Here is a 23,602-nt window from a genome sequence, read left to right on the forward strand (position 1 = left end):
TGACCGGATGTCCGTACGAGCGAACGGGTAAACCGGCCCTGACCGGTCATCCCGGGGTGAGACCGGCACGTCGGCCGGTGGACGGGCGGTCACCGCGGACGGGATCCGCGGAATGCCCGACGGTCCCGCCCCTGACCGCCTCCCGTCCTGGGCGTGGCGTGGGGCCGCGACCGGCCCCCCGGTCCGGTCGCGGCCCCGCGGCTGTGAGGGGTGGTCACGCGCCGCAGCAGCCGCCGTCCGGGCCGTGCCGTCCGGGCCGTGCCGTCCGATGCCGCCGCGCCGGTCAGGGGCGCGGGGCGGAGCCGGCCAGATGCCGGGCGATCTCCCGCAGGGCCGACAGCAGCTCCCCCGGCTCGCGGGAGAGGTCCAGGCCGTGCCGGTACAGCCGCACCCCCAGCCCGTCCGGACCGGCCGCCGTCCCGCGCACCTCGTGGAAGCGCGCGGGCAGAGCCCCGCCCGCGTACACCAGATGCGCCTCGCGCAGGCCGAGGACGGTGGCGTAGGCCAGCGCCTGGTACAGGTCGGCGCCTGGCGGCCCGCCGCTCTCCCCGGTGACCTTGTACTTGGCGTCGGCGACGGCGAGCGGGGTGCGGCCGTCGCCGCCGCGCACGACGAGGTCGGGGCGTATCCGCACCAGGCCGGCGGTGTCGAGGTGGTGGGGGTCCTGGAGGCGCGCGGTCAGGCCGTGCTCCTTCAGCGCCTCGCGCAGGGCGGCGGTCACGAAGTCCTCGAACAGCCGGTTCATGTCCAGCAGGAAGCCGTCCAGGGCGAGCGGTTCGGCCCCGGCGGGCCGGTGCTCGGGCGAGGAGCCGCGCAGCAGGGCCTCGGCCAGCCGCAGCGCCGGCCGGTAGCGGGAGTTCAGGCGCGAGGGCCGCCATCGCGGCGGCTCCTGACCCCGTGTCAGCGGCGCGGCGCCCGCCAGGCGCAGACGCTGGTGGGCCAGGCGCCGCCGCACGGGCCCGGGCACCCCCGGCAGCCGCAGCAGCCGTTCGGCGGCGGCGCGCAGTAAGCGGTTCTCGGCGATGTCCTCGGTGTACGCGTCGTAGGCGATCTCCACGGGCGGGGTGCGGCCGAAGTGCCGCCGGATCTGCTCGGCCTCGCGTATCCGCCCGCGTACCACCAGCGCGGACTCCTCCACCTCCCGGTAGCCCTGGAGGACCCCGCGCCGCAGCGCCGCGTCCACCTGCCGCTCCACGGCGTGCGCGAGCGCGGGGACGACGTCGTCGTACGCGCCGGTGTCGACGGTGCCCTCCCGGCCGTCGCGCCAGGCGCGCTCCGGGTCGAGGCTGAAGCCGAGCAGGAAGAACAGCCGGCGCACCGGCGTCTTGGGGACGATCCGCAGAACCGGTCCGCCCCCGGGGACGCGTACGGCGCCGACCCGGCTGCCCGCCCGCAGCAGCCAGTGCCCGTCCCGGCCGGGGTCGGGGGCCGCGCCGTGCAGGATGCCGGAGGCGGCCAGCGCACGCCCCGCCGACGCGTCCAGGCAGACGGAGACGGCGGGCCCGTACTCGCGCAGCACCACCTCGCGCGCGGGCACGGGGGCGGCCACCGGTGTGGGCACGGACCCGGTCACGGGTGCTGCCCGCGCAGCGCGCCGAGGCCGTAGCGGGCGGCGACGTCGAGACCGTCGCCGTAGTGGTGCTCCTCCAGCAGCGGCAGGATCTTCGTGCGCCAGGTCCGCTCCAGTCCGCCGTCGCGGTACACCCCCGGCTTCATCAGGTACGAGGGCCCGATGGCGAAGTCGGGGTCGTCGATCAGGGAGTTGAGGGCGTCCAGCAGGCGGGCGGGCTCCGCATCCCGGCCCTCGCGCTCCAGCCAGCGCGCGAGCAGCCCGGCGGTCGGTTCGGTGCGCGGGGACAGCTCCACGAACGCGAAGCGGCGCCGCATCGCCGTGTCAACCAGCGCGATGGAGCGGTCGGCGGTGTTCATCGTGCCGATGACGAAGAGGTTGGGCGGCAGCGCGAAGTCGTCGCCGGAGTAGGTCAGCCGCACGGACCGGTCCCGGTACTCCAGGAGGAAGTACAGCTCGCCGAAGACCTTCGCCAGATTGGCGCGGTTGATCTCGTCGACGATCAGGAAGTGCGGGACGTGCCGGTTGCCCTCGCGGGAGGCGAGGTCGGCCAGTTCCCGCAGCGGGCCCGCCGTCAGCCGGAAGGCCACCTCCCGTGTCTCGGGGTCCGCCGCGGGACGGAAGCCCTCGAAGAAGTCCTCGTAGGCGTAGGAGGGGTGGAACTGCACGGTCTTTACCTGTTCCGGACCGCCCCCGAAGTGCTCGGCCAGCCTCATCGCCAGATACGTCTTGCCCGTGCCCGGCGGGCCGTAGAACACCAACTGCTTCTCGTCCAGAAGCAGTTCGCGTACCTCATCCAGCCAGGCCCGGTCGTGGACGAGGAGGTCGGCGGCCAGCTCCGCGGTGACCTGCGGCAGCGTCAGTTCCCGCTGCGCCGGCCGCTCGCCGGTGTCCCCGGCCGCCGACGGCTCCGCGCCACTCGCCCGCCCGGCGGGCCCGTCCGGTGCGTCCGGCGCGTCCAGCCCGTCCAGCGCCTCCAGGACGCCGGTCAGATCGACCACGTCGTGCTGCACCGACAGCTTCTGCTGCACTTCCCCCGGCAGCTCCTCGTACGGGTGGCCGCCGGGCCGCCAGACGACGGTGCGGCGCAGGTTGGACAGCCCGCCTGGCGAGGCGGTCTGCACGGCCTCCCCGGTGATCCGCCCGGTGTACAGCCGGTCGTCGTCGAAGGTGGCGACGGTGTCGCCGACGCGCATCTGCGTCAGGAAGGCGTGCAACTCGTCGACCAGGCCCTGCTTCTGGTGGTACGAGGCCGCCCCCTCGTACCCCTCCTCGACGAAGCGGCGCAGCGCGCTCCTGGTCGGGTCGCTCTCCTCCAGCGGCGGCAGGTGCGCGCCGGAGAGCGAGACGATCCCCTCCGCCAGCCACAGCCTCCGCACCAGGTTGTGCCCCGAGACGTTGGCGCCGCGCACCAGCCACGCCTTGCGCGGGGTGCGCCAGGCGGTGGACAGGTAGTCGGCCAGCGGATGGCCCTCGTCGGTGCGCCAGGACTCCGGACCGGAGGCGTCGTAGCCGTACACCAGCGTGGCCGCGGCCGAGGAGGAGTTGCACTCCACGTCCCGGGTCACCACCCGGCGCGGCGGCCCCTGCGGCCGGCCGGGATCGGCGGGTGCGTCGACGAGCCCGCCGCCCGCGCGCAGTTCGGCGCGCAGACGGCGTGCGTGGTCGCCGATCCTGGAGGACGTCTCGACGGCCACCTCCGAGCCCTTGAGCAGGAGGAACCTGTTCGTGCCGTTGTTGCCGAACTCGGTGAGCAGGCAGCCGCGCGCCTCACCGCCGCCCCCGGGGAGCCTGATGCGGAACTCGGGGGCGCCGGGGAGGCGTTCGGGCTGCGGCATGGGAGGACCCTCCGGACATGGCGGTACCTGAGCGAACGCCCCACACCTTAACTTGTTGACACAGTCAAGCTGTTCCGCCGTGTCCGGCGGCGGCGCCGGCCGCCGCGCCGCGCCTCATGCCCCGGCGGGCGGGGTGGTGAGGACCGCGCGGACGGTCTTGCCGCCGGGCGGGTGGGGGACGGTCTCCCAGTGGTCGGTGAGGGCGGCGACGAGGGCGAGGCCGTGCCCGCCGGTGCGGAGCGGCCCGGAGTCCCGTATCCGTCGTACCGCTCTCCCACCACCGGCGATACTGGAAGCATGAACTCGATGACCACCACACCACACGCCGAGGTGCTGCGGGACCGCCACCGCAACCGGCTGCCGCAGCGTCTGCGGGAACTGACCGGCCCTGTCGATGGGACTGTCGAGCTGCCGCTCCACATCGCCTGGTCCGGGCGTACGAGCTACAGCCTGGACCGTCCGAAGTCCCGTATGACGCTCTACCGGACCGTCCTCGCCGAGGGCCGGCGCGAGGACCTGGAGAGGTTCCTCCATCACCGGCTGCTCGCCGAGCAGTGGCCTGTCCTGCGCCGCCTGGTCAGCCCCTACATCCGCGAGGTCTGGGAGGCGGCCTTCCCCGAGCTGCTGCCCCGCACCGCCCCGGCCGCCGCGAACGCCGCGTGAGGCTCACCCCGCTCCACCGGCGTCTCCTCGCCGACATCATCGACCTCGGCTCCCCCTATCCCCTGGTCCTCACCGGCGGATACGCGGTGCAGGCCCACGGTCTGGTCGAACGCTTCAGCCGCGACCTCGATGTCGCCACCGAGAACCCCGCTCCGATGGACGAGATCGTCGCCTCGCTCACCGAGGGCCTCACCGCGCGCGGATGGCGGACCACGCACGTACAGACCGACCCGCTCAGCGGGCGGTTCCTCGTCACCGACTCCCGGACCGGTGAGGAGTGCGAGGTCGATGTCCTCAAAGAGCCGTTCTGGGCGCCGCCCGCCCAGACCCCTTACGGCCCCGTCCTCTCTCTCGACGATGTGATCGGCACCAAGGTGCGTGCCCTCGCCGACCGTGGCGCTGTCCGAGACCTCATCGACGTCCGGGCCGCCTCCCGCCACCGGTCCGCCGCCGACCTCGAGAACCTCGGCCGCCGCTGCGCTCATGAGGAGTTCAGCCTCGAAGACCTCCGTGACCGGCTCATCGGCGCGAACTGGTATGAGGACGAGGACTACACCGCGTACGGGCTCGCCCTCGGGGAGATCGAAGAACTCAAGAAGTGGGCCGTGCGGTGGGCGGAGGACCTGGAAGCGCGGATTCACGCAGGGAGCGCCTGACGGGGCCCGGCCGCCGCGTCGGCCTGAGAGGCCGCACGATGCGGCCGGAGCGCGCCGAGCATGCCGAGAACCTGTGCCGGCCGCCGCCGCGCCGCGCCTTACGCCCCGGCGGGCGGGGTGGTGAGGACCGCGCGGACGGTCTTGCCGCCGGGCGGGTGGGGGACGGTCTCCCAGTGGTCGGCGAGGGCGGTGACGAGGGTGAGGCCGTGCCCGCCGGTGCGGAGCGGCCCGGCCTCGGCGTCCGGCCCGTCATCCGGCGCGGGGACGCGCGGCTCGCACTCCCCGCGGGCGTCGGTCACCTCGACGGTCAGGCGGCCGGCCGTCCGGTCGTAGGTGAGCGCCAGCCGGAAGCAGCGGCCGGGCACGTGCCCGTGGAGGACGGCGTTGGCGGCCAGTTCCGCGACGACGAGTTCGGCGCGCTCGGCGAGGTCCTGCGGCACCTCCCAGGAGAGCATCTCGGTCACGGTCAGGAGCCGGGCCAGCCGGGCCCCGCGTCGCGTGGACGACAGCAGTTGTGTGAAGGCGGCGAGGGCGGGTCCGGCCTGCGGTGGTGTCGCTCGGTTCATGCGGGCCAGGGTGGGGGTCGCGCGGGGGCGCGAACGAGTGCGCGGCCGTGTACGCGGGGGTCGTGTACGAGCGCTCCGGGTGGACGGTACGGAAGCGTTCCGTCACCCTGGGCGGTGACCGCGAGCGCCTTCGGGGCCGAGGACGAAGAGACGAGAACCCGGCCGAGGCCGTGATGCGGGCCGCGCCGGCGACCCGGTACGCCACGGTCCGGCCGTTCCCGTCGCTGCCGGGCGAGTCGAAGGCGCTGGACGCGGTGGGCAGGAGCGGGTATCAGGAGCCGACCGGATCAATCCGTGACGGGCAGACACTCGGCGAGCAGGGCGACGATGTCACGCCAGGCTCGCTGTGCGTGCCGTGGGTGGTGGCCGACGCCGGGGACCGTAGGGTGGTCGACCGGTGGGTGGTGGAAGGCGTGAAGGGCCCCTCCGTAGACCACGAGGCGCCAGTCGACGCCCGCGGCCTGCATCTCTTCGGTGAACGCATCCCGTTGGGCGGGCGGCATGATCGGATCCTCCGACCCGACCCCGGCCCACACCGGGCAGCGGATGCGCGCCGCTTCGCCCGGTCGGCCCGTGGTAGTTGCGTTGACCGTCCCGATCGCGCGCAGGTCGACGCCGTCGCGACCGAGTTCCAGTGCGACCGCGCCCCCGGTGCCGTAGCCGACGGCGGCGATCCGGTCGGGGTCGGCCCGTGGTTCGGCACGCAGCACGTCGAGCGCGGCGTGACCGATCCCCCGCATCCGGTCGGGGTCGGCGAGCAGCGGCATGCAACGGGCCAGCATCTCCTCCGGGTCTTCCAGATAGCGTCCGCCGTGGAGGTCGAAAGCCAGCGCCACGTACCCCAGCTCGGCCAGAGCCTCGGCCCGGCGGCGCTCGACATCGCTGAGCCCCATGCCCTCGGGTCCGATCAGGACCGCGGGCCGACGCCCGGCACCGGCCGGGAGCGCGAGGTGTCCGATCATCGTCAGGTCGTCGGCCGGGTATTCGACCGTACGGGTTGTGACCGTCGTCATACGACTGGACGGTAATGACCGTCGAGCCCGCTCGGGGTGGTGTTCACCGACGGCGGAGCGGTCTGTCCCGACTGCGTAACCCGGATGTGTCTCCCCCTGCCGTCGAACGGCAGCCGGTTCGCGCGTCCGGTGAACCCGTGCAGTACGGGGGGCCGTAGCGGCTCGAACGCAGTCGGACCCGATGGTGACCGATGACAGGGGTCGATGACGGGCAGGACCGTTCCTCCGTGCGGCCGTCGCCGGCCTTCTGTCCGAGCACACCGCCATCGAGGAGGCCGCTCCGACGCCGGGCGACCGTGACCGGGCACTTCGCCGACCTCAAGGGTGAACGCTTCGGCCGCCCCGTCCCGGAGTGGTGGCCGACCGGCCGTCGAGTGGCCGTTGGCCGTGAGATCCGGCCGCGCAATCCGAGATCCCGCGCCAGGGATACGCCTCGTCGTCGGCGGGGGAGCGGTCCGGGATGCGGTGTTGTTCGGGGCGTGCGGGGCGAGGTGGGGGCGCGCGGGGGGCGTGAACGAGCGCGGAATCGCGTACGCGGGGTGAGCGTACGAGCACGTGGGGTGGACGGTGCGGGATGTGTTCGGTCACGCTGAATGGAGGTCGCTGACACTTTCGGTAGTCGTCGCGGCCTGGGCACGCAGCACGGAGCAAGCGGAGAGGGCGGCGGATGGACAACGTCGACAGGGCCGGGGTCGGGGTCGAGGTCGGGTTCGAAGTCGAGGGCGAAGTCGGAGCCGGGGACGAGGCCGACGACGAGGCCGGAGCTGGGACCGGGGCCGGGACCGGCGACGGGGGCGAGACCGCGCGGGAGGCCGCGGGCGACGAGGAGCGCTCGGGCCCGGAACGGGAGTGGGACCGGGAGCCGCATCCTTCGGACAGCATGCGCACCTTCGGTGCGGTCGTGCAGGCGTTGCGCGAGCACAACGGCCTCAGCCGCGCCGAACTCGGCACCTGGGTGCGCTACTCCAAGCACACCGTGGCGTCGGTGGAGCTGGGTCGCCGGATGCCGGACCGGGCGTTCGTGGAACGCGCGGAACTCGCCCTCGGCAACACCGGCGCCCTGCGCAAGGCCGCCCGCCACCTGACGCGCGGCGAGGTGGGACTCGCCGCGTGGTTCCGCCAGTGGGCACGGCTGGAACGGAAGGCGGTGAGCCTGTCCACCTACGAGTGCCGGCTGGTGCCGGGCTTGTTGCAGTCCGAGGCGTACGCGCGGGCTGTGTTCGACAACAGCATCCCGCTGCTGATCGACGAGCAGGCGGAAGCTCAGGTCACCGCGCGAATGGACCGACAGCGGATGATGAGGGAGCGGCCGACCGTGCCGTTCAGCTTCATCGTTGAGGAGGCGGTCCTCCGGCGCGGGCTGGGCGGACCGCAGGTGCAGGCGAGCATGCTGGACCACGTGCTCGAACTCACCGCACCGCGCAACGTGACGTTCCAGGTCGTGCCGCTGTGGCTGGAGTTCCACGGCTGCTTGGACGGATCTCTGCAGATCCTGGAGACGCCGGAGGGGCGGTGGCTCGGGTACTCCGAAGGGCAGCAGAACGGACGGCTGATCTCGGACCGAAAAGAGATGCGACTGCTCTGTCAGCGCTATGAAACACTGCGCTCGCAGGCCCTCAACCCCAAGGAATCCCGGGACCTGCTGGAGCGACTGCGAGGAGAGCTGTGAAGACGACGGAACTCGACTGGTTCAAGTCCAGCTACAGCGGTACCCAGGGCGACAGCTGTGTGGAGGTCGCGATCGCCGAGCGGGCCGTCTACGTGCGGGACTCCAAGGACCTGGCCCTCCCCGCCTTCAAGATCGGCCGTGAGGGCTGGACCCGGTTCGTGCGCTTCGCGTCGGAGCGCTGACCGACTTCGGCTGTGCCGTCCGCCGCGCCGGCACCCGGCGTGGCGGACGGCCGTCTTTTCGGGCTTTGTCAGTCAGCAGCGGTTCCAGCGCTCGAACTCGAAGCCCTCAATCGCACTTCTCCTCGCCATGCATATGTCCGGATTTCCTCCTCGGAGGAGTGCAGAGGTGGCCGCCCGAAAATTGGGTCAACACGGTCGGATTCCCCTGGGATTCTCATGAAAAGTCGAGGTTGGGGGCATGGGGCAGGAGAGAGGAATCATGGAACATCCACGCACTCGCGCTGCGTCGATCACGGTATCCCTCACCGCGGGCTTATTGCTCGGCCTGGTAGGCCCAGTTTCCGAAAATTGGGATAATCTTGATTCTGTGAGTCTCGTGTTTTCCGGCGGATGGTCGTGGGTCTGCTACGCGTTCTTGGTAGGATATTTCTATAAATCCAAGATCGATTCAGCTCTGATGTCATCTTTGGGGCTGGTCATCGGTGTGGTTGCGTACTATCTTTTCAAATATGTGAATCCCGCTGCTCCGGCCGGACTGGAATTTGGTGCCTCCAGCGAAGGGCTTCTCTCCAGAATTCTCGCATGGGGGATCGCGGCTTTTGTTCTTGGGGTTCCCGTGGGGATTATGGGTAACCTGGCGCGGGTATCGGGTGTTCGCGGCCTCCCCTTCCGGCTGATCGTTCCGCTTGCGGCTTTCCTCGAAACCTCCATGCGGCTGGCTGTAGAGGCGGATGGACAAGGTCCGGTCGTCGGAGTGACTTGGAGCGTGATCCGGTTCGCCGCAGGTGTTGTCGCTTTGGCGCTGGTCAGTCACACCGGCTGGAGTTGGTGGCACGCTCGGCGTGTTCGCTCTCCAGAGGGGGAGGAGCATCACGCCAAAGAGAGTGTTGCGTCTGTGTGATCTTTCCTCATGTGTCTCTTGCCGGAATGGCAGCAGTTCATGCTGAGCGGTCTTTACCGCTGCCGAGTTTCCTGTCAGTCGAAACGTAGCCGAGTTTCGCACGGTCTATGAAACGATTGCCGAGGTCGCGAACGGGCGCGGGCTTCGGAACCCGTGCGGCCTTCGCCGCGACCTTCTTCGCAGCGGTCTTCGCGGCCGAATTCTTGCCACCCGTGCGTGCGGTGGACTTCTGCTGCGGCTTTTTGCCGCTCCTCGCGGTCGGCGTGTCGCGCGCCGCGTATTTCTTGCGGAGCTGCGAGAGCTGTTCGCGTTCCTGAGCGGTCAGATTGGCGGGAAGGGCGTTGACGAGGGCCTGCGCCCGGCTGAGCGCGTAACGTGCCTGCGGCCAGCGCTTCCGGTTGATCGCCGTGCGGAACACCTCGATGGTCTGACGCAAGGCTTTGATCTTCGCGGATTGCCGCCGGGGCATGGGGGACTCGGCTCCGCTGCCGCGCCGCTGGGACGCCGCACGGGCAACCCAGCCCGCGCCCGAAGTCAGGACGACGGGTGAGCGCGGATTGCTGCTCTGGCTTCTGCGTACCACGTGGTGCCGTTCCTTGCGTGAGGTCCAGCCGTCTCTGGGTGGCCGCGCTCGCAGCCACCCAGGAGCGGCGGATCAACCGTGCCGGGGCCCCTGGCCTGGGGGCGGAGTGAGGGTGGAGCGGTACGTGCCGGACTCGCCCTCAACGAGCGGGTTCTCCAGCGTCAGGCCGGCGGCGGCCATCCGGTCGTACTCGGCGAGGATCAGCCGCTTGGTGCGGTACTCGCCGTGCGCCTTGATGTCGTTGTCGCGCGTGACGTTGAAGGTGTCGAGGATGTACGCGGCATCGTCGCGATTGATCCCGTACAGGTGGAAGAAGAGTGCGTCCAGTTCGGCGCGAATCACGGCACGGCGATCCTCGTCCCAGCGGAACGGCGCTCCTGTGTCACCGAGGTCGCGGGCGAACGGCGCCATGTCGTGAGCGGTGTAGGCGAGTTCGAGGACCCGAGGTGTGATGAATGGGGTATGGGGATCGACCTGTTCAGGCGCAACGACTGGGAGTTGGTGGGCGGTGAAAAACTTGAGATGAGTGCCACCAACCTTCTGTCGTGTAACGAAATCTAGAACGAAGGAAGATAGGCAAGGGGCGAGACCTTCGATCGGTCCTGCATGAGGCAGCATGAGCAGAGTGCCATCAGGTGCCGCGACGCGCGGGAAGACGAAATTGATCATCGTTCGCTCGTCGCTTGACCGGCAAATATCCCGCCAGCCCATCAGCCAGTCCCGGTCCCATCCCTTGGCGTGCAGGCGGCTACACACGCCGGGAATCTTGGCCTCTTTGCCGCCCTTGTCGAACTTGCCGGTGGGTACGTCCTGTTCGGGAATCCAGTAACGAGGCAGCGGGTAGGTGTGCGGGTCCTGATGCTGGTCGGAGGTAAGGCGGGGCAGCATGCCCACCGCGAGTTGCTTCTCCGTGGCGCCCTCGTAGGTGGAGAAGCGGTGGTCGTAGTGGTGGAGCATCTTCGCCTCGTAGAGCGGCAGCAGGCGCTCCTTTCCGCGCACCAGTACGTTGCCGTGCAGCTCCCATCCCTCTTTCAGGAGGTCGTCGAAGGTTTCGCCGTTCTGGGCGTCGGGGCGGAAGAGGTGGGAGTCGTTGGACATGTCGAACATGCGCATGAAGGAGACTCCCCACGGATTGCCCGCTTCCCCCTTCGCTTCTTCGAGCAGTACCGGGACACGGTGATAGATGCCCAGGGTGATCTCGGCGTCGCGGCGGCTGCGGAAGACAGGGCACGTGCCGGTGTTCGGGTTGAGAAGCTGGATGTCGCGGCCGGTCAGGGTGTAGGCGCGCTCGGCGATCTGCGCCACCTGGCGGGCCCGGAAGGCGATGGAGATCGGGGAGTCGGGGGAACCAGATCCCGCCATGCAGAACAAGGCGAAGTTCACGCGGTGGTCAACGCCAGGGAAGATCTTCTCCTCGTTCTCGAAACCGTAGAGCGCGGCCAAGTGCCCCTTCGTGACCAGATCCTTGAAGAAGAACTGTGTCGTCGCGTCCGTCGCGATGCCGGTCGGAACGATCACGCCGGTCCGGCCACGCGGACCCGTGAGCGTGCGGTCCGTCTCTGCGAAGACCGCGTACGTATTGATGTCGCCGCGCCCCGTCAGCGGGAAGCGGTTGCTCATGCGCAGGAAGTGGCTCTCGCCTTCCGCGCGGCGCTTGGCGGCGCCGAACTCGGCGAACAGGCGCGCCCCGTCCGGGTCGTCGGCCAGTGCGGCGATGAGCTTCTTACGGGCCGCCGCGTTCTTGGCCTCGGCGATGCGCGGGTCGCGCTGGGCGAAGAACTCCTGCTCCTGGAGCTTGACCCGCTCCCACGGCGGGTTGCCGACCACTGCGCCGAAACCGCCGACCCACCCCGTTTCCGGCTGGACGCCGGCGCCCGACTCGGGGACGGCGAAGACTTCCGGGAACTCCAGGTGCCAGTGGAAGAAGCGGTACTGGTCGCGCAGGCGCAGGATCTCGGCGTGCGTGGTGTCCGGCACGGCCGACTGGTCGCGGCCGCGCAGGGAGCGGAACACCTGGTCGGTCGGGGCCTCGGGGGCGCCCTCGCGCTTGGGCCAGACGAAGGCCGCGCACCAGGCGTCGGCGGCGTGCAGGTCCTGCACGTACGACGTGGACTCCATGTACGCCCGGTAGGCGTTCTCCTGGGCTCGCACCTGCTCCAGCTTGTCGGCCGGGGCGGTGACGATGCGGGTCAGTTCGGCGGCGTAGCGGTCGTTACCGGGCAGCGTCTCCGTGTCGAAGGTCAGCTCGTCCTGGCCGGAGCGCTGGGCCCGGTTGCGCTTGACGAGGGCCGCCGCGTACTTCCTGTCGTCGCCCTCGATGGGCTTGAACGCGTCGTCCGGAACGCCGTCCGCCAGCAGCTTCGGGGTCGCGCCGATCAGGCCGTTGCCGTGCTTGACGTGGGCGTCCAGGAAGCCGAGCGCCTTGCCCGGCTCCAGGGCCTCCAGCCACAGCGAGACCTTGGCAAGCTCGACGGCCATCGGGTTGAGATCGACACCGTAGACGCAGCGGGCGACGACCTCGTGCAGGGCGTGGCGCACCGCGTCTACCGTCGGCTCCGGGTTGCGCTCGCGCACCGAGGCCACACGCTTGGCGATACGGCGGGCGGAGGCGACCAGGAAGTGCCCGGAGCCGCAGGCGGGGTCGCAGACGGTCAGGGAGAGCAGTTCACCGACAATGTCCTCGGCCGGGTCGGTGCGGCCGGCCTCGGCGGCGCGCCGCTCGCCGCGCTTGACGGCGTCGTCCACGACCGGGTCCAGCGTCGTGTCCAGCAGGCACTCGATGAGCGAGGACGGGGTGTAGTAACTGCCGGTCGTCTTGCGGCTGTTGCCCGCGACCTCGATCAGCTCGAAGGTGCGGTCCGCAGCGGAGTGCTTGGGCTCCAGCTCCAGCAGCGACTCGTAGACCGAGCCCAGCTCCTCGGCGTCCAGGTGGCGGTAGTCGACCGCGCGCCACCGCCGCGCGCCGGGGTCGCGGACCTGGGCGAGGTGGCGGACGGCGGCGAGCAGCGACTCGTTGGACAGCCTAAGGCCGTCCAGCGGCGCATCGGCCTCGGTGCGGGAGAACAGGCCGCCCAGGCCCGGCAGGCCCAGCTCGGGACGGCCGCCCTCGGTGCCGAGGGCGTCCAGGACGATGCGCAGCGCCTCGTACTGGTCGCCGTGGGCCGTGCCCTGGCGGCGGCGGGCGCGTTCGCGCAGCCGGGCGGAGGAGAAGTACCGCTCGTACGCCGCCCGCTGCCGCTCACCGGCGGCCGGGTCGAGCAGGGCGTCGCGATCCTCGGCGACGAAGACGAACAGCAGGCGGTAGACCAGGCGCAGCAGGGCGTCCCGCAGCGCCTTGGGGTCGGTGTCCTCGCGCAGCCTGACGTTCTCCGGGTGGCGCAGGAAGCCGGTGCCCAGCACCGTCAGCGCGTTCTGCACGCCCAGGCGGAGCTGGTCCAGGGCGCGGGCGCCGGAGGTGACGGCCTCGGTGCGCCACCTCTCCAGCCAGCAGCCGGAGGGCGCGGCGCCCTCGGGGACCTCGAAGCGGGAGGCGTGCAGCACGCAGTACAGCAGCACGAACTCGCTGAACAGCTCGCCGTCGAAGATCGCCTCCAGGTCGAAGTCGACGTAGGCGGCGGTGGCGAAGGACGAGGAGTCGCGCAGCAGGCGCAGGCGGCGGCCGTTGGTGAGGACGGCCCACAGGTGGGCCTCGGTGCGGTTGAGGCAGTCCTGGAGCATCGACTGCGCCGGGACCTGCCCGGCCGCCGGGCGCTTGTCCAGCTCCTGGTTCCAGGGGATGAGGTGGACCAGGGCCGGGCCGTGGCGGTGGGAGACGGGGAAGCGCTTGTCGGGGTCGGAGTCGGCGGCGACGCCCGCCGCGCCGATCTCGGTGAGCGCGCCGAAGTCCAGCTTGCGGAAGAGCTGGGAGAGCCAGTCGGAGCCGGCCCGGCCGGTGGGGTCGGCGGCGGGCGCGCCCGTGGCCGGGTCGGAGGGCAGGGCGGCGCGCAGTTCGCGCCACAGCGGCTTGAGGTACTCCCAGGCGCGCTCGGCCTCGTCGCGCACGGGGACGGAGGAGGGCAGACCGTAGTCGGCCGACCTGGTGCCCGGCAGGTTCCGCGCCTCGGCGATGCGCAGCAGCATGTCGGCGGGGAGCAGTCCGCCGACCGTGGTGACGGCGGTGAAGGCCAGGGCGGTGCGGGTGGCGGCGGACATCAGGCTTCGGCTCCGGAGGCGGTAGAGGCGGTGGCGGAGGAGACGGCGGTGGCGGACGCGGGGGCGGCGGGCGGCAGGTAGACGTACACGCCCAGCACGTCGGCGGGCTCCTGGGGCACGACCTTCAGGCCGCGCACGATCTCCTCGTTCGCCTTGCGCACGCGGCGGTGGGAGGCGTCGAGTTCGGCGGCCAGGCGCCTGCCGTACCCGGCCAGGTGATCGGCCAGCTCCGGCAGGGCGTCCAGGTCGCGGGTGATCTGGTTGCGGGCCCGCTGCTCGTGGGTGTTGGCGGTGGCGCGGGCGTCCAGGAGGGCGGTGGCCGCCTCGTCCTCCAGCCAGCGGGCGCGCCGCGGCAGGCCCTCGTACGCCAGCAGGCGGGCGTCCTCGGCCACCAGCTGCCGCTCGCCGGTGCGGGAGGGCAGGGTGAGGTGGAAGCGGTAGCGCACCAGCAGCAGCGTGGTGCGGGTGGCGACCGCGTCGGTGGTGACCACGCCGCAGCGCCGGGCCGGGCGGGGGCCCAGGGCGTTGGTGTCCAGGGCGGAGTCCAGGACGTAGGAGGCGATGGCGCCGATCGCCGGATCGGTGCGCACCAGGGCGGCCTCGCCGCGGGCGATGGCGGGGGAGGAGCGGAAGGGGATCTCGCGGTCCTCCTCCACCAGCCGGCCGCCCAGCGTCGCGGCGAGCGCGTCGCGCAGGCCCGCCGGGGTGCCGCCGACCTGGGCGGTGAAGTCGCCGCCGTCGCGTGGATCGCGTACCAGGGCGTCCAGGTCGCGCAGCGCCTCCAGGGCGAACTCGCGGACCTCCCCGGCCCCGCCGAGCGCGGCCCGTACGGCGGCGACCTCGCGGGCCACCTCCTCGGGGTGGATGGCGCGCTGGGCGTACTTGGACCGGGAGGTCTTCTCCCGCTCGGCGGCCGAGTTCCACTCGCGCTCGACGCGCTCGAAGGACTCCTGGTGGCCGTCCATCTCGAACAGGCTCTCCTGGCTGCCCCGCCGACCGTGCACCAGCAGCCACTCCACCACGGCGTCGGTCACGCCGGAGGCGGTCTCGTCGGGCACGGAGACGGAGATGCCCAGGTCCTTCTTGATCTGCCGGTGCTTGGCGAACAGCACCTCCAGCACCTTGCCGTCGATGCCGTTGTCCTCGCCGTACATGGTGATGACGCGGACCTGGTCGCGGCGCTGGCCGTAGCGGTCGACGCGGCCCTCGCGCTGGTCGTGGCGGGTGGGGTTCCAGGCCAGGTCGTAGTGGACGACGGCGTCGAAGTGGTGCTGGAGGTTGACGCCCTCGGACAGGCAGTCGGTGGCGATCAGCACCCGGCGCGCGGCCGGGTCGTCGCCGGACCGCGCCGCCTCCGCCGCCTCGGCGGCGAGCCGCTCGATGCGCTCGATGCGCTGCTGCGGGGAGAGGGTGCCGGTGACGGCGGCGATCCTCGTCTTCTTCCCCAGCTTGCCCTCAAGCTGCTCGGCCAGGTACTCGGCGGTGGGGATGTAGCGGCAGAAGACGATGGGGTGGTAGCCCTCGGCGAGCAGGCCCTTCAGATGCCGGGTGAGGGCCCTGAGCTTGGCGTCCTCGGCCGGGCCGGTCAACTGCCCGGCGCGCTCGGCCAGTTCCAGCAGGCGGGCGCCGGCGTCCTCGGACTCGGCCGCGCCGGGGGCCACGTCCATGCCCTCCAGGCGGTCCATCTCGGCGGAGTCGGCGGCGACCGGCGCGCCCAGCACGTCCGCCTCGTACGCGGTGCGGGCGGCGGCGGACTCCGAACGGGTCTTGAGCGTCTGCGCGGCGGCGGCCGGGGAGGAGACCATCGAACGCAGCAGCGCGATCACCGACCACCAGGCGATACGGGCCTCCCGGCGGCCCTGCTCCCCGGCCCGCTCGACGCGGTCGCGGGCGTAGGCGATGGCGTCGTCCAGCAGTGCCCGGTAGGCGGGGGTGAGCCGGTAGGGCTCGTCCTTGGTCCGGCGGTCGGAGGGGAAGGCGGTGCGCTCGGCCAGGGAGTCGTCGGCCAGGCCGTCCTCGCGGGTGAGGTAGCTGCGCACGTCCGCGCGCTTGCGGGCCACGAAGTGCTCGGCCAGCCTCGCCCGCCCGGCCGCCGTCTCCAGGTCCAGCGTGGCCAGCTCGGGGCGCACCAGGCCCAGCAGGTTGCGGAAGGCGGACTCCTTGCCCGAGTGCGGGGTGGCCGTCAGCAGCAGCAGATGGCGGTCGGCGTCGGCCGAGACCCTGCGCAGCAGCTCGTAGCGCAGCTGGCCCGCGGCGGCGGACGCGCCGCCGTGGGCGGCGTCGTCGGCGGCCACGCAGGTGTGCGCCTCGTCCACGATCACCAGGTCGGGACAGTGGCGGACGAAGTCCTCGCGGTGGCGGGTGGACTTGATGAAGTCCGTGGAGATGATCGTGAACGGGTGCCGGTCGAACAGCGACTGGCCCAGCTCCAGGCCGCGCTCCAGCCGCGAGACGGTGGAGGCCAGCACCAGCTCGGCGTCGATGCCGAACTTCTCCCGCAGCTCGCCCTGCCACTGCTCGGCCAGCGCCGGGGAGCACAGCACCGCCAGCCCGGACGCCTCGCCCTGCGCCAGCAGCTCCCTGGCGATCAGGCCCGCCTCGACCGTCTTGCCGATGCCGACGTCGTCGGAGATCAGCAGCCGCACGGTGCGCTGCCGCAGCGCCATCAGCAGCGGCACCAGCTGGTAGGCGCGCGGCTCCACCGCGATCGACGCCAGCGAGCGGAACGGGCCCGCGCCCGACCGGAAGCCGATGCGCAGCGCCGTGCGCAGCAGACCGGCGGCGCGCTGGTCGCCCAGGTCGTCCGGGCTCGGCGCCGCGAACTCGGCCGGGCGCACCTCCTCGAAGGAGGGGAAGACCGCCGCGATGTCGTCCTCGCTCCCGCCCAGCGGGCGCAGCACCAGCATGTCGGGGGCGCTCTCGGGCAGCACCACCCACTCGCGGCCGCGGGCGGCGACCAGCGAACCGGCCGTGTACGTGAGGCTCATGGGGTCTCTCGGTTCCTGAGGAGTCGATATGTCGGGAAGTCGGGGTGCGGGGCGGGTGGTCACGGGGCGGGTGGTTCGGGGGCGGGCGGGTCAGCGCAGGCGGAGGTAGGAGGCGTGGTTGTCGATGACGGCCTCCCAGTCCGCTTCCGCTTCCGCGCCTGCGGGGAAGCGCAGGACTTCCCAGCCGGCCTCCACCAGGCGGTCCTCGGCGTCGGTGTCGCGGGTGGGGTCGGCCGGGTGGCCGGGGAGGTCGACGAACACGGCCAGGTGGACGTCCTCCACGTGGAAGACCAGGTCCGGGCGCGCGTCCGCCGCGTCGACGAAGGCGCCGGCCTCGTCCGGCGGGCGGTAGCCCTTGGCGCGCAGCCAGCCCAGCAGGTCTCCCCGGGCGACGAGGTCCGCGAGATCCGCCTCCGCCGGGGTGGGGGAGGCGGGCGCGGTGTCCGGGGCGCCCGCTGTGTCCGGGGCGCTCGGGCCGCTCGTCGTGCCGACCGCCGGGGCGAGGCGGCGGAACCGCTCGCTGCGCGACTCGCCCCGGTCCTCCCGCTCGGTGCGGGCACCGGCCAGCCGCAGCAGCAGCGGGCGGGCGGCGTGCCGGCTGAGCCTGCGGTGGTGCGTCTGGTTGCCGTAGGTCAGCAGGCAGGCGTAGCAGCCGCGGGCGCACTCCTCGCCGTCGGCCGGGCCGCCAAGGTCCTCGCCGGTGTCCGGGTCGAAGTGGCAGATCTCCAGGGCCGTGCGGGCGGCCTGCGCCAGCGCGCCCCTCTCGTGCTGGACACGGCGCAGCACACCCGCGCCGCCCTCGGCGGCCTCGGTGAACAGCATGCGGCGGCGCGGGCCGTCGTCCGGCGGCAGCAGCTCCGCCGTCAGCTCCGAGTCCTCCAGCTCGAACGCCGCCTCGACGCCCCGCTCCAGCGCGTACAGCACCGACAGGGCCACCGGCTCGGGCAGCGGCTCGTCCAGGGTGACCACCAGGATGTTGCGGCGGTCCTCCACATACGGCAGCACCCGCTTCTTGCGGCGCTTCTCGTTGCCCTCCTCGTCGACCACCGGCATGCCGGTGCCCTCGATGGCGTCGGCGGCGGCCCGGTCGTTGAGCCAGCGGCCGTCGCCCAGGTCCAGCCAGTAGCCGTCCGGCTCGCCCTCCTTGTCGCGCACCCGGCCGAGGTTGGTGATGCGCACGGTGGCCGAGTCGCCGTAGTCCAGATCGAGGACGGGCGCGCCGCCGGCGTCGGTGACGTGCGAGGTGAGACGGCCCTTGCGGACGCCGTGGTCCTGGAAGGCGTAGGAGGTCTCCAGGCGGAAACCGGCCCGGCGGCGCTCCTCCTCGTCCGAGGAGATCCGCTCGCGCGGGGTGGTGTAGACGGTGTGCAGGTGCAGCAGGCCGGTGCGCTTGCCCCGCAGCGGCTCGCCGCACATCGCGCACAGGTCGGAGCCGGCCCGCACGTCGTGGTGGTAGCCGCAGCCGTCGCAGCGCCGGGCCTCGGCCGTGGCCAGGTCGCCCGAGGCGTCCGGCGGGAGCTGGACGCGGGTGACCTGGTAGCGGGCGCCCTCGTGGTAGATGAGCGCGCCGGGGCCGAACTCGCGGATCGCCAGGAAGCGCGGGCGCTGGAGGTAGTCGCCGTCGGCGTTGCGGCGGTTGCCCGAACGCGGGATGTAGGCGGCCAGCGGCAGCCGGGGGAAGCTGTAGCCGGGCAGGAAGCCCTCGGAGGCCAGATAGCGGTAGGGGTTGAAGTCGCTCATCACCGACTTGCTGTCCACCGAGCGGTTCAGCAGCAGGTTCGTCTGCGTCTCGGCCTCCCGGCGGCGGCTGCGCGCCCGGCTCTGCTCGCCGGGGGAGAGGGTGTGGTCGACCACGCGCCGGTTCTGCTCGTACTGGTCGATCACGGCCGCGCGGAACAGGCCCCGCCAGCGGTCGAAGGAGGCGTCGAACCGCTCCGGCGCCCGCTCGATCCGGTCCTCGATCCACTCGTCGTACCACCAGGTGGTGGCCTCGAAGTCGGCGATCAGCGGGGCCAGTACGGTGCGGGCGGTGGCGACCGCACGGCGGCGGGCGGCCTCGTCGAGGGACTTGTCGCGGACGTCGGGCAGGAGCGGCAGCGGCATGCGGGGGTCGGGGCGGTCGCCGCCGTCGGGGTCGTAGGCGACGTCGACGACGTCCGGGATCGCGGTGCCCAGCTTCATGCCCGTCTCCGCCAGCCAGATGCCCTGGAGGTGGGAGCGGACCAGGTCCTCGTTGGCCAGGTCCAGGCGCGGCGGGGCCACCTGCCCGGCCACCATGTCCCGGGAGCGGCGGAAGTAGTACTGGTCGTGGCTGTTGCCCGTGGCGCAGTAGGTGGTCACCAGCGCCGGCCGGCCGCTGCGGCCGGCCCGGCCCGAGCGCTGCGCGTAGTTCGCCGGGGTCGGCGGCACGTTGCGCATCATCACCGCGTTGAGCGAGGAGATGTCCACGCCCAGCTCCATCGTCGGCGAGCAGTACAGCAGCGGCAGTTCGGCCTCGCGGAACCGCCGCTCGCGCTCCAGCCGGTCCTCCGGGGCCACCTGCGCGGTGTGCTCGCGCGCGAACAGGCCGGCCAGCTCGGCCGCCGCGCCGCGGTACAGATCGCGGAAGAACGGGTTCACGCGCGGGCCCTCGCCGCTGCTGTAGGTGCGCGCCAGCGGATCGACCGCGCCCCGCTCACCGCTCCCGGCCCGCCAGATGAGCGCCGAGGCCGACACCCGGTAGCCGGTGCGCTTCTGATCCGCCCGGCGGCGGTAGGCCGGGCCGGAGCGCTCGGGGGCCGCCTCCACCTCGCGCACCAGGTCCGCCTCCCGCAGCACCTTCAGCAGGTCCTCGATGACGCATCGGACGTCGTCCAGGGGGAGGTCGCGCAGTTCGGGGATGTTCCGCCGCAGATACCGGCCGAACTTGCCGCGCGCCGACAGGAACAGCGCCGAGCGCTCCATGCCCGGCCGCGAGGCGTACGGATAGGCGGTGCCGACGGCCGGACGGTCGCTCTCGCCCAGCACCCACGGCCCGGTCAGGCGCTCCTCGCTCGCCCGCTGGAGGGCGTCGAAGTCGTCGCGGAAGTACCGCACGTCGATGGCGAGGGCGCGGCGCATGAAGTCCAGCAGGGTTCGGGCGACCTCCTCGCGCAGCGCCGGATCGGCGCCGCGCAGCACTGCGTGGGACGACTGCCAGCGCTCGGGCCGGGTGGCGACCCAGACCAGGTCCTCGTAGTCGATCCGCAGCAGGCCCGTCTGCTCCAGGTTCGGCATGGTGATGCGCCAGCCGCGCTCCAGGTCGCGGTAGAGGCGGTAGCCGACCACGTCCCGGAAGACCTTCGCCGCCCGGCGCTCCAGGGACGGCGGCAGGTCCGTGCCGGAGGCGTACTCGCGCGGGGCCAGGCCCATCACCTCCGTGACGGCCTCGGCCAGACCGTCGTGGCGCAGGCCCTCCTCGCCCGCGCGCACCGCGGCCTGGTACAGCGCGCCGCGCAACTGGGTCACCTGGGCGAAGTCGTTGAAGTGCCCGGCCTGCAGCGAGGCGTCCTGCCGGTTGTCGACGAAGGTCAGCAGCTTGCGTGCTTCCTTGTCCAGGCTCTCCTCCGGCACCGCGCGCAGGGACTTGACGATCGACGCCGAGATCAGCGAGGTCGCCGAGGAGCGGCCCTCCTGGGCCAGGGTGGCCAGCTTGGCGAAGTCCTGACCGCGGGTCTGCTCGTAGGAGACCTGGCAGTGCACGCAGAACAGGAACGGCGCCGGGACGAACGCCGCCACCAGGCCCGTGCCCCCGTTCTCGCCCGTGCCCTCGCCGGACTCGTTGCCGTACGCGTCCACCACGACGCGCCTGGGCACCCGGGGACGGTAGGACTTCCTCACCACCATCACGCCCTGCGCGTCCGGCTCCAGCCACGACTCCGGAAGCCGCCGGTCGTCCACGGCCTTCCGCGGGTCGGCCGGCCACTCGTAGTCCTGGCCCGGCATGCCCAGGTACAGGTAGCCCTCGCCGTCGCGGCCGCCGGAGGCGGAGGTGTCCCGGCGCGGCTCGTAGCGGAAGGCGCCGCCCTCCTCGGTGCGCCACACCGTCAGGTACTCCTGGCCGCACTCGCGGCAGAACGACAGCGGGAACAGCGGCTTGCCGCCGCTGCCCGGCTGCTCCAGCTGGTAGGTGCGGGTCAGCGGCCGGGTGAGCGGGTCCTCCAGCGTGGTGTAGACGGTGTCGCCCTTGGAGAGGAACTGGTGCAGCCGGAACGCGAACAGCGGCCGCTCCGTCAACGGGTGCTTGGCCTGCGCGCCCGCCTCCAGCGTCGTGCGGATCGCCTCGCGCACGCTCTCCCCGTCCACCCCGGAGGCGGCGGTCAGCTCGGCGGCCGCCCGCTCGACCGTCTCCGGGGCGCGGCGGCGCAGCCGCCCCGTGCCCTCCTCCGTCTCCAGACCGAAGCGCGACTCCACCCAGCGGGCCAGCGGGTCCCTCGCCAGCGCCTCGTACGAGCGGGGCGCGGCCGGCACCCGCAGCCGCTCGGCCGGCACGGACTCGGGGGCCTCGCCGGTGGCCCGCACCAGCGTCTCGCCGATGACCCGCTCCGGCAGCACCACCGTGCCGAACAGCCGCCCGGCGACCCTCGCCACCTCGCGCCGCTGCTCCTCCCAGGGGCCCTCGGTCGACATGGTCGCGGAGGTGCCGACGCACTGCAGCGAGGCCGAGGCCCGGCATGCCTCGCGCACCCGGCGGATCAGGAACGCCACGTCCGCGCCCTGCCGGCCCCGGTAGGTGTGCAGCTCGTCGAAGACGAGGAACCGCAGGCCCTCGGCCATGCGGATCAGGCTGGAGCGGTCGTCCGGCCGGGTCAGCATCAGCTCCAGCATCACGTAGTTGGTCAGCAGGATGTCCGGAGGGTCGCGGCGCAGCTCGCGGCGGTCCTCCTCGGACTCCTGGCCGGTGTAGCGGGCGAAGGTGACCGGCTCGCGGCCCCTGCCGAAACCGTGGCGCAGGTACTTCTCCAGCTCCCCCAGCTGGGAGTTGGCCAGCGCGTTCATCGGGTAGACCACGATCGCGCGCACCCGGCCGCCCGCCTTCGGCCCCGCCGCCTCGCGCTCCCTCAGCACCCGGTCCACGATCGGGACGATGTACGCCAGCGACTTGCCCGAGCCGGTGCCGGTGGTCAGGACGTAGGAGTCGCCCGCGTGCGCGGCCTCGATCGCCTGCCGCTGGTGGAGGTGGAAGGTCAGCGGGCGGCCGTCCGGGCGGGGCGAGTCCTTCCGCTTGCCGGCCTGGAAGATCTCCGCGCACCTGGGGTGCAGCACCCCGTCGCGCACCAGGTCGGTGACCTGGCCACCGTCGGCGAAGAACGGGTTCAGCGACAGCCACGGGTCGGGCCACTGCGACTTCCTCGCCAGGTCCTCCTCGACGAAACCCTCGATCCGGGCGTCCCGGATCACCGTCGCGCTCCTGGTGAAGTCCGCGTACTCGGCGATCAGATCGGAGTGGATACCGAAGACGTCCATCGTCTCGGGCAGCCGGGGCCGCCTGCGCGGCGCGGGCGCCGGCGCGGCCGGGGCGGGCTCGGGCAGCAGGGCGCGCAGCCTCGCGACCGGGTCCATCGCCCGCCAGTGCGGGGCGAGGAGGCCGGCCGTCGGGTCCGGGGCGAGCGCGAGCGGGACCAGCGTCTCCCGGACCGCGTCGGCGTTCTCCGGCCGCAGCTCGGCGTCCTTCTCCAGCAGGCGGTCCACCAGCCGGACCAGCCCGGCCGGCAGGTCCGGGCGCACCAGGGTCAGCCGCGGCGGCAGCTCGTGCAGATGCTGCCGGGAGAGCTCGAAGGCGGTCCGGGCGGAGAACGGGGGCCGGCCGATCAGCAGCTCGTACAGGACGCAGCCCAGCGCGTACAGGTCGGCCGGGGCCGAGACGCGCTCGGCGCGGAACTGCTCGGGCGCCATGTAGCGGGCCGTGCCGACGCTGACGCCCGTGCTGGTCAGCCGCGTCTGGTCGGGGTCGTCGACGATGGAGCCCATGCCGAAGTCGAGGATCTTGACGGTGCCGTCGCCGGTCAGCATCACATTGGCCGGCTTCAGATCGCGGTGGACGACCCCGGCGGTGTGCGCGGCGGTCAGCCCGGCGGCGATCTGAGCCCCGATCGCGGCGGCCCAGGAGACCGGCAGCTGGGGCTCCTCGTCGATCAGGTCCGCCAGCGGATGGCCGTCCAGCAGCTCCATCGCCAGATAGGGCAGGCCGCTGCCGCCCGGCCCCCCGTCCACGCCGCCGTCCACGCCGCCGTCGATCAGCAGGGTGAGGTTGGGGTGGCCCTGGGAGAGCATGCGCATGATGCGCACCTCGCGGCGGAAGCGGTCGATCTCCTTGCCGGAACCGGAGGTGTCGACCGCGATGCCGGTCCGGCCGCGCAGCACCGTCTTGACCGCGACCTCGCGGTGCGGGGAGTCCGGGGCGGCGTCGAGGTCCTCGGCCCGGCGCACCTCGCCCATGTTCCCGCGCCCCACGGCCCCCGTGATCCGGAACCGCCCGCCGACCGTCTCCAGGCCCACTGGCCCTCCCCGCCTCACCCGCCGTACACACTGGGTCGCACCCCGCCAGGGAGCGTATCCCCTTCGTCCCGCCGAGGAGGATCGCATGATGTTGTTTACTGAGTCAACGCGCGATCAATTCTTCGGTGCCCTCGGTGGGGGGCGGGGGCGCCGGTGTCCGGTCCGGCGCCGCGACCTTCTGCGCACTGTATTGACAAGGGGGTGGCGCGATGGCTTGATGTGTCCGCTCCGTTACACCGGAGTGTCTGTCCGACGCGCGGCGCCGCG

Annotated in this window: 13 protein-coding genes; 5 read left to right on the forward strand and 8 right to left on the reverse strand. The window is 72.3% G+C overall.

All coding sequences use genetic code 11. The features are described from left to right. Positions 1 to 283: 283 nt before the first annotated feature. The gene (locus IQ279_RS19185; protein ID WP_307792429.1) at positions 284 to 1,573 is read right to left on the reverse strand and encodes an McrC family protein; all 1,290 of its coding nucleotides are present in this window, start codon (positions 1,571 to 1,573) and stop codon (positions 284 to 286) included. Beyond that, complete coding sequence (locus IQ279_RS19190) at positions 1,570 to 3,408, reverse strand: DUF4357 domain-containing protein (protein ID WP_206349934.1); 1,839 nt, start codon at positions 3,406 to 3,408, stop codon at positions 1,570 to 1,572. The genes IQ279_RS19185 and IQ279_RS19190 overlap by 4 nt, the downstream gene beginning before the upstream one ends. Before the next feature lie 297 nt (positions 3,409 to 3,705). Here IQ279_RS19190 and IQ279_RS19195 point away from each other — a divergent pair, with 297 nt between their 5' ends. After that, a complete protein-coding gene (locus IQ279_RS19195; RefSeq protein ID WP_206349936.1) occupies positions 3,706 to 4,071 on the forward strand; it encodes a hypothetical protein in 366 nt (121 codons plus the stop codon). Continuing rightward, positions 4,068 to 4,727 carry a nucleotidyl transferase AbiEii/AbiGii toxin family protein gene (locus IQ279_RS19200; protein WP_206349938.1) on the forward strand — a complete coding sequence of 220 codons (660 nt, stop codon included), beginning with the start codon at positions 4,068 to 4,070 and terminating at the stop codon, positions 4,725 to 4,727. The genes IQ279_RS19195 and IQ279_RS19200 overlap by 4 nt, the downstream gene beginning before the upstream one ends. A 98-nt stretch (positions 4,728 to 4,825) precedes the next feature. Here IQ279_RS19200 and IQ279_RS19205 read toward each other — a convergent pair whose 3' ends face one another. Both IQ279_RS19205 and IQ279_RS19210 read right to left on the reverse strand, forming a co-directional pair. Further along, entirely contained in the window at positions 4,826 to 5,293 is a 468-nt protein-coding gene (locus tag IQ279_RS19205) for an ATP-binding protein (RefSeq protein WP_206349940.1), read from the reverse strand. Positions 5,294 to 5,580: 287 nt separating this feature from the next. Continuing rightward, complete coding sequence (locus IQ279_RS19210) at positions 5,581 to 6,306, reverse strand: dienelactone hydrolase family protein (protein ID WP_206349942.1); 726 nt, start codon at positions 6,304 to 6,306, stop codon at positions 5,581 to 5,583. Positions 6,307 to 6,973: 667 nt separating this feature from the next. Here IQ279_RS19210 and IQ279_RS19215 point away from each other — a divergent pair. The 3 genes from IQ279_RS19215 to IQ279_RS19225 all read left to right on the forward strand — a co-directional run bounded on the left by IQ279_RS19215 (position 6,974) and on the right by IQ279_RS19225 (position 9,058). After that, positions 6,974 to 7,975 (forward strand): helix-turn-helix domain-containing protein, encoded by a 1,002-nt coding sequence (locus tag IQ279_RS19215; RefSeq protein ID WP_206349944.1) that lies wholly within the window; start codon positions 6,974 to 6,976, stop codon positions 7,973 to 7,975. Further along, a complete protein-coding gene (locus tag IQ279_RS19220) occupies positions 7,972 to 8,157 on the forward strand; it encodes a DUF397 domain-containing protein (protein WP_206349946.1) in 186 nt (61 codons plus the stop codon). Before IQ279_RS19215 ends, IQ279_RS19220 begins: the two co-directional genes overlap by 4 nt. Positions 8,158 to 8,416: 259 nt before the next feature. Then, complete coding sequence (locus IQ279_RS19225; RefSeq protein ID WP_206349948.1) at positions 8,417 to 9,058, forward strand: hypothetical protein; 642 nt, start codon at positions 8,417 to 8,419, stop codon at positions 9,056 to 9,058. A gap of 37 nt (positions 9,059 to 9,095) precedes the next feature. On the opposite strand, the gene IQ279_RS19230 is transcribed toward IQ279_RS19225, so the two are convergent. The 4 genes from IQ279_RS19230 to IQ279_RS19245 form a co-directional block, all read right to left on the reverse strand. After that, positions 9,096 to 9,494 carry a hypothetical protein gene (locus IQ279_RS19230; RefSeq protein ID WP_241028379.1) on the reverse strand — a complete coding sequence of 133 codons (399 nt, stop codon included), beginning with the start codon at positions 9,492 to 9,494 and terminating at the stop codon, positions 9,096 to 9,098. A 219-nt stretch (positions 9,495 to 9,713) separates the two neighbouring features. Continuing rightward, the gene (locus tag IQ279_RS19235; RefSeq protein WP_206349952.1) at positions 9,714 to 13,832 is read right to left on the reverse strand and encodes an Eco57I restriction-modification methylase domain-containing protein; all 4,119 of its coding nucleotides are present in this window, start codon (positions 13,830 to 13,832) and stop codon (positions 9,714 to 9,716) included. Then, positions 13,832 to 16,819 (reverse strand): DEAD/DEAH box helicase, encoded by a 2,988-nt coding sequence (locus tag IQ279_RS19240; RefSeq protein ID WP_206349953.1) that lies wholly within the window; start codon positions 16,817 to 16,819, stop codon positions 13,832 to 13,834. Before IQ279_RS19240 ends, IQ279_RS19235 begins: the two co-directional genes overlap by 1 nt. A 90-nt stretch (positions 16,820 to 16,909) precedes the next feature. Further along, positions 16,910 to 23,335 carry a protein kinase domain-containing protein gene (locus IQ279_RS19245; protein WP_307792430.1) on the reverse strand — a complete coding sequence of 2,142 codons (6,426 nt, stop codon included), beginning with the start codon at positions 23,333 to 23,335 and terminating at the stop codon, positions 16,910 to 16,912. Positions 23,336 to 23,602: the final 267 nt, after the last annotated feature.

It is taken from the genome of Streptomyces verrucosisporus, from assembly GCF_017114865.1.
Classification (GTDB): domain Bacteria; phylum Actinomycetota; class Actinomycetes; order Streptomycetales; family Streptomycetaceae; genus Streptomyces; species Streptomyces fenghuangensis.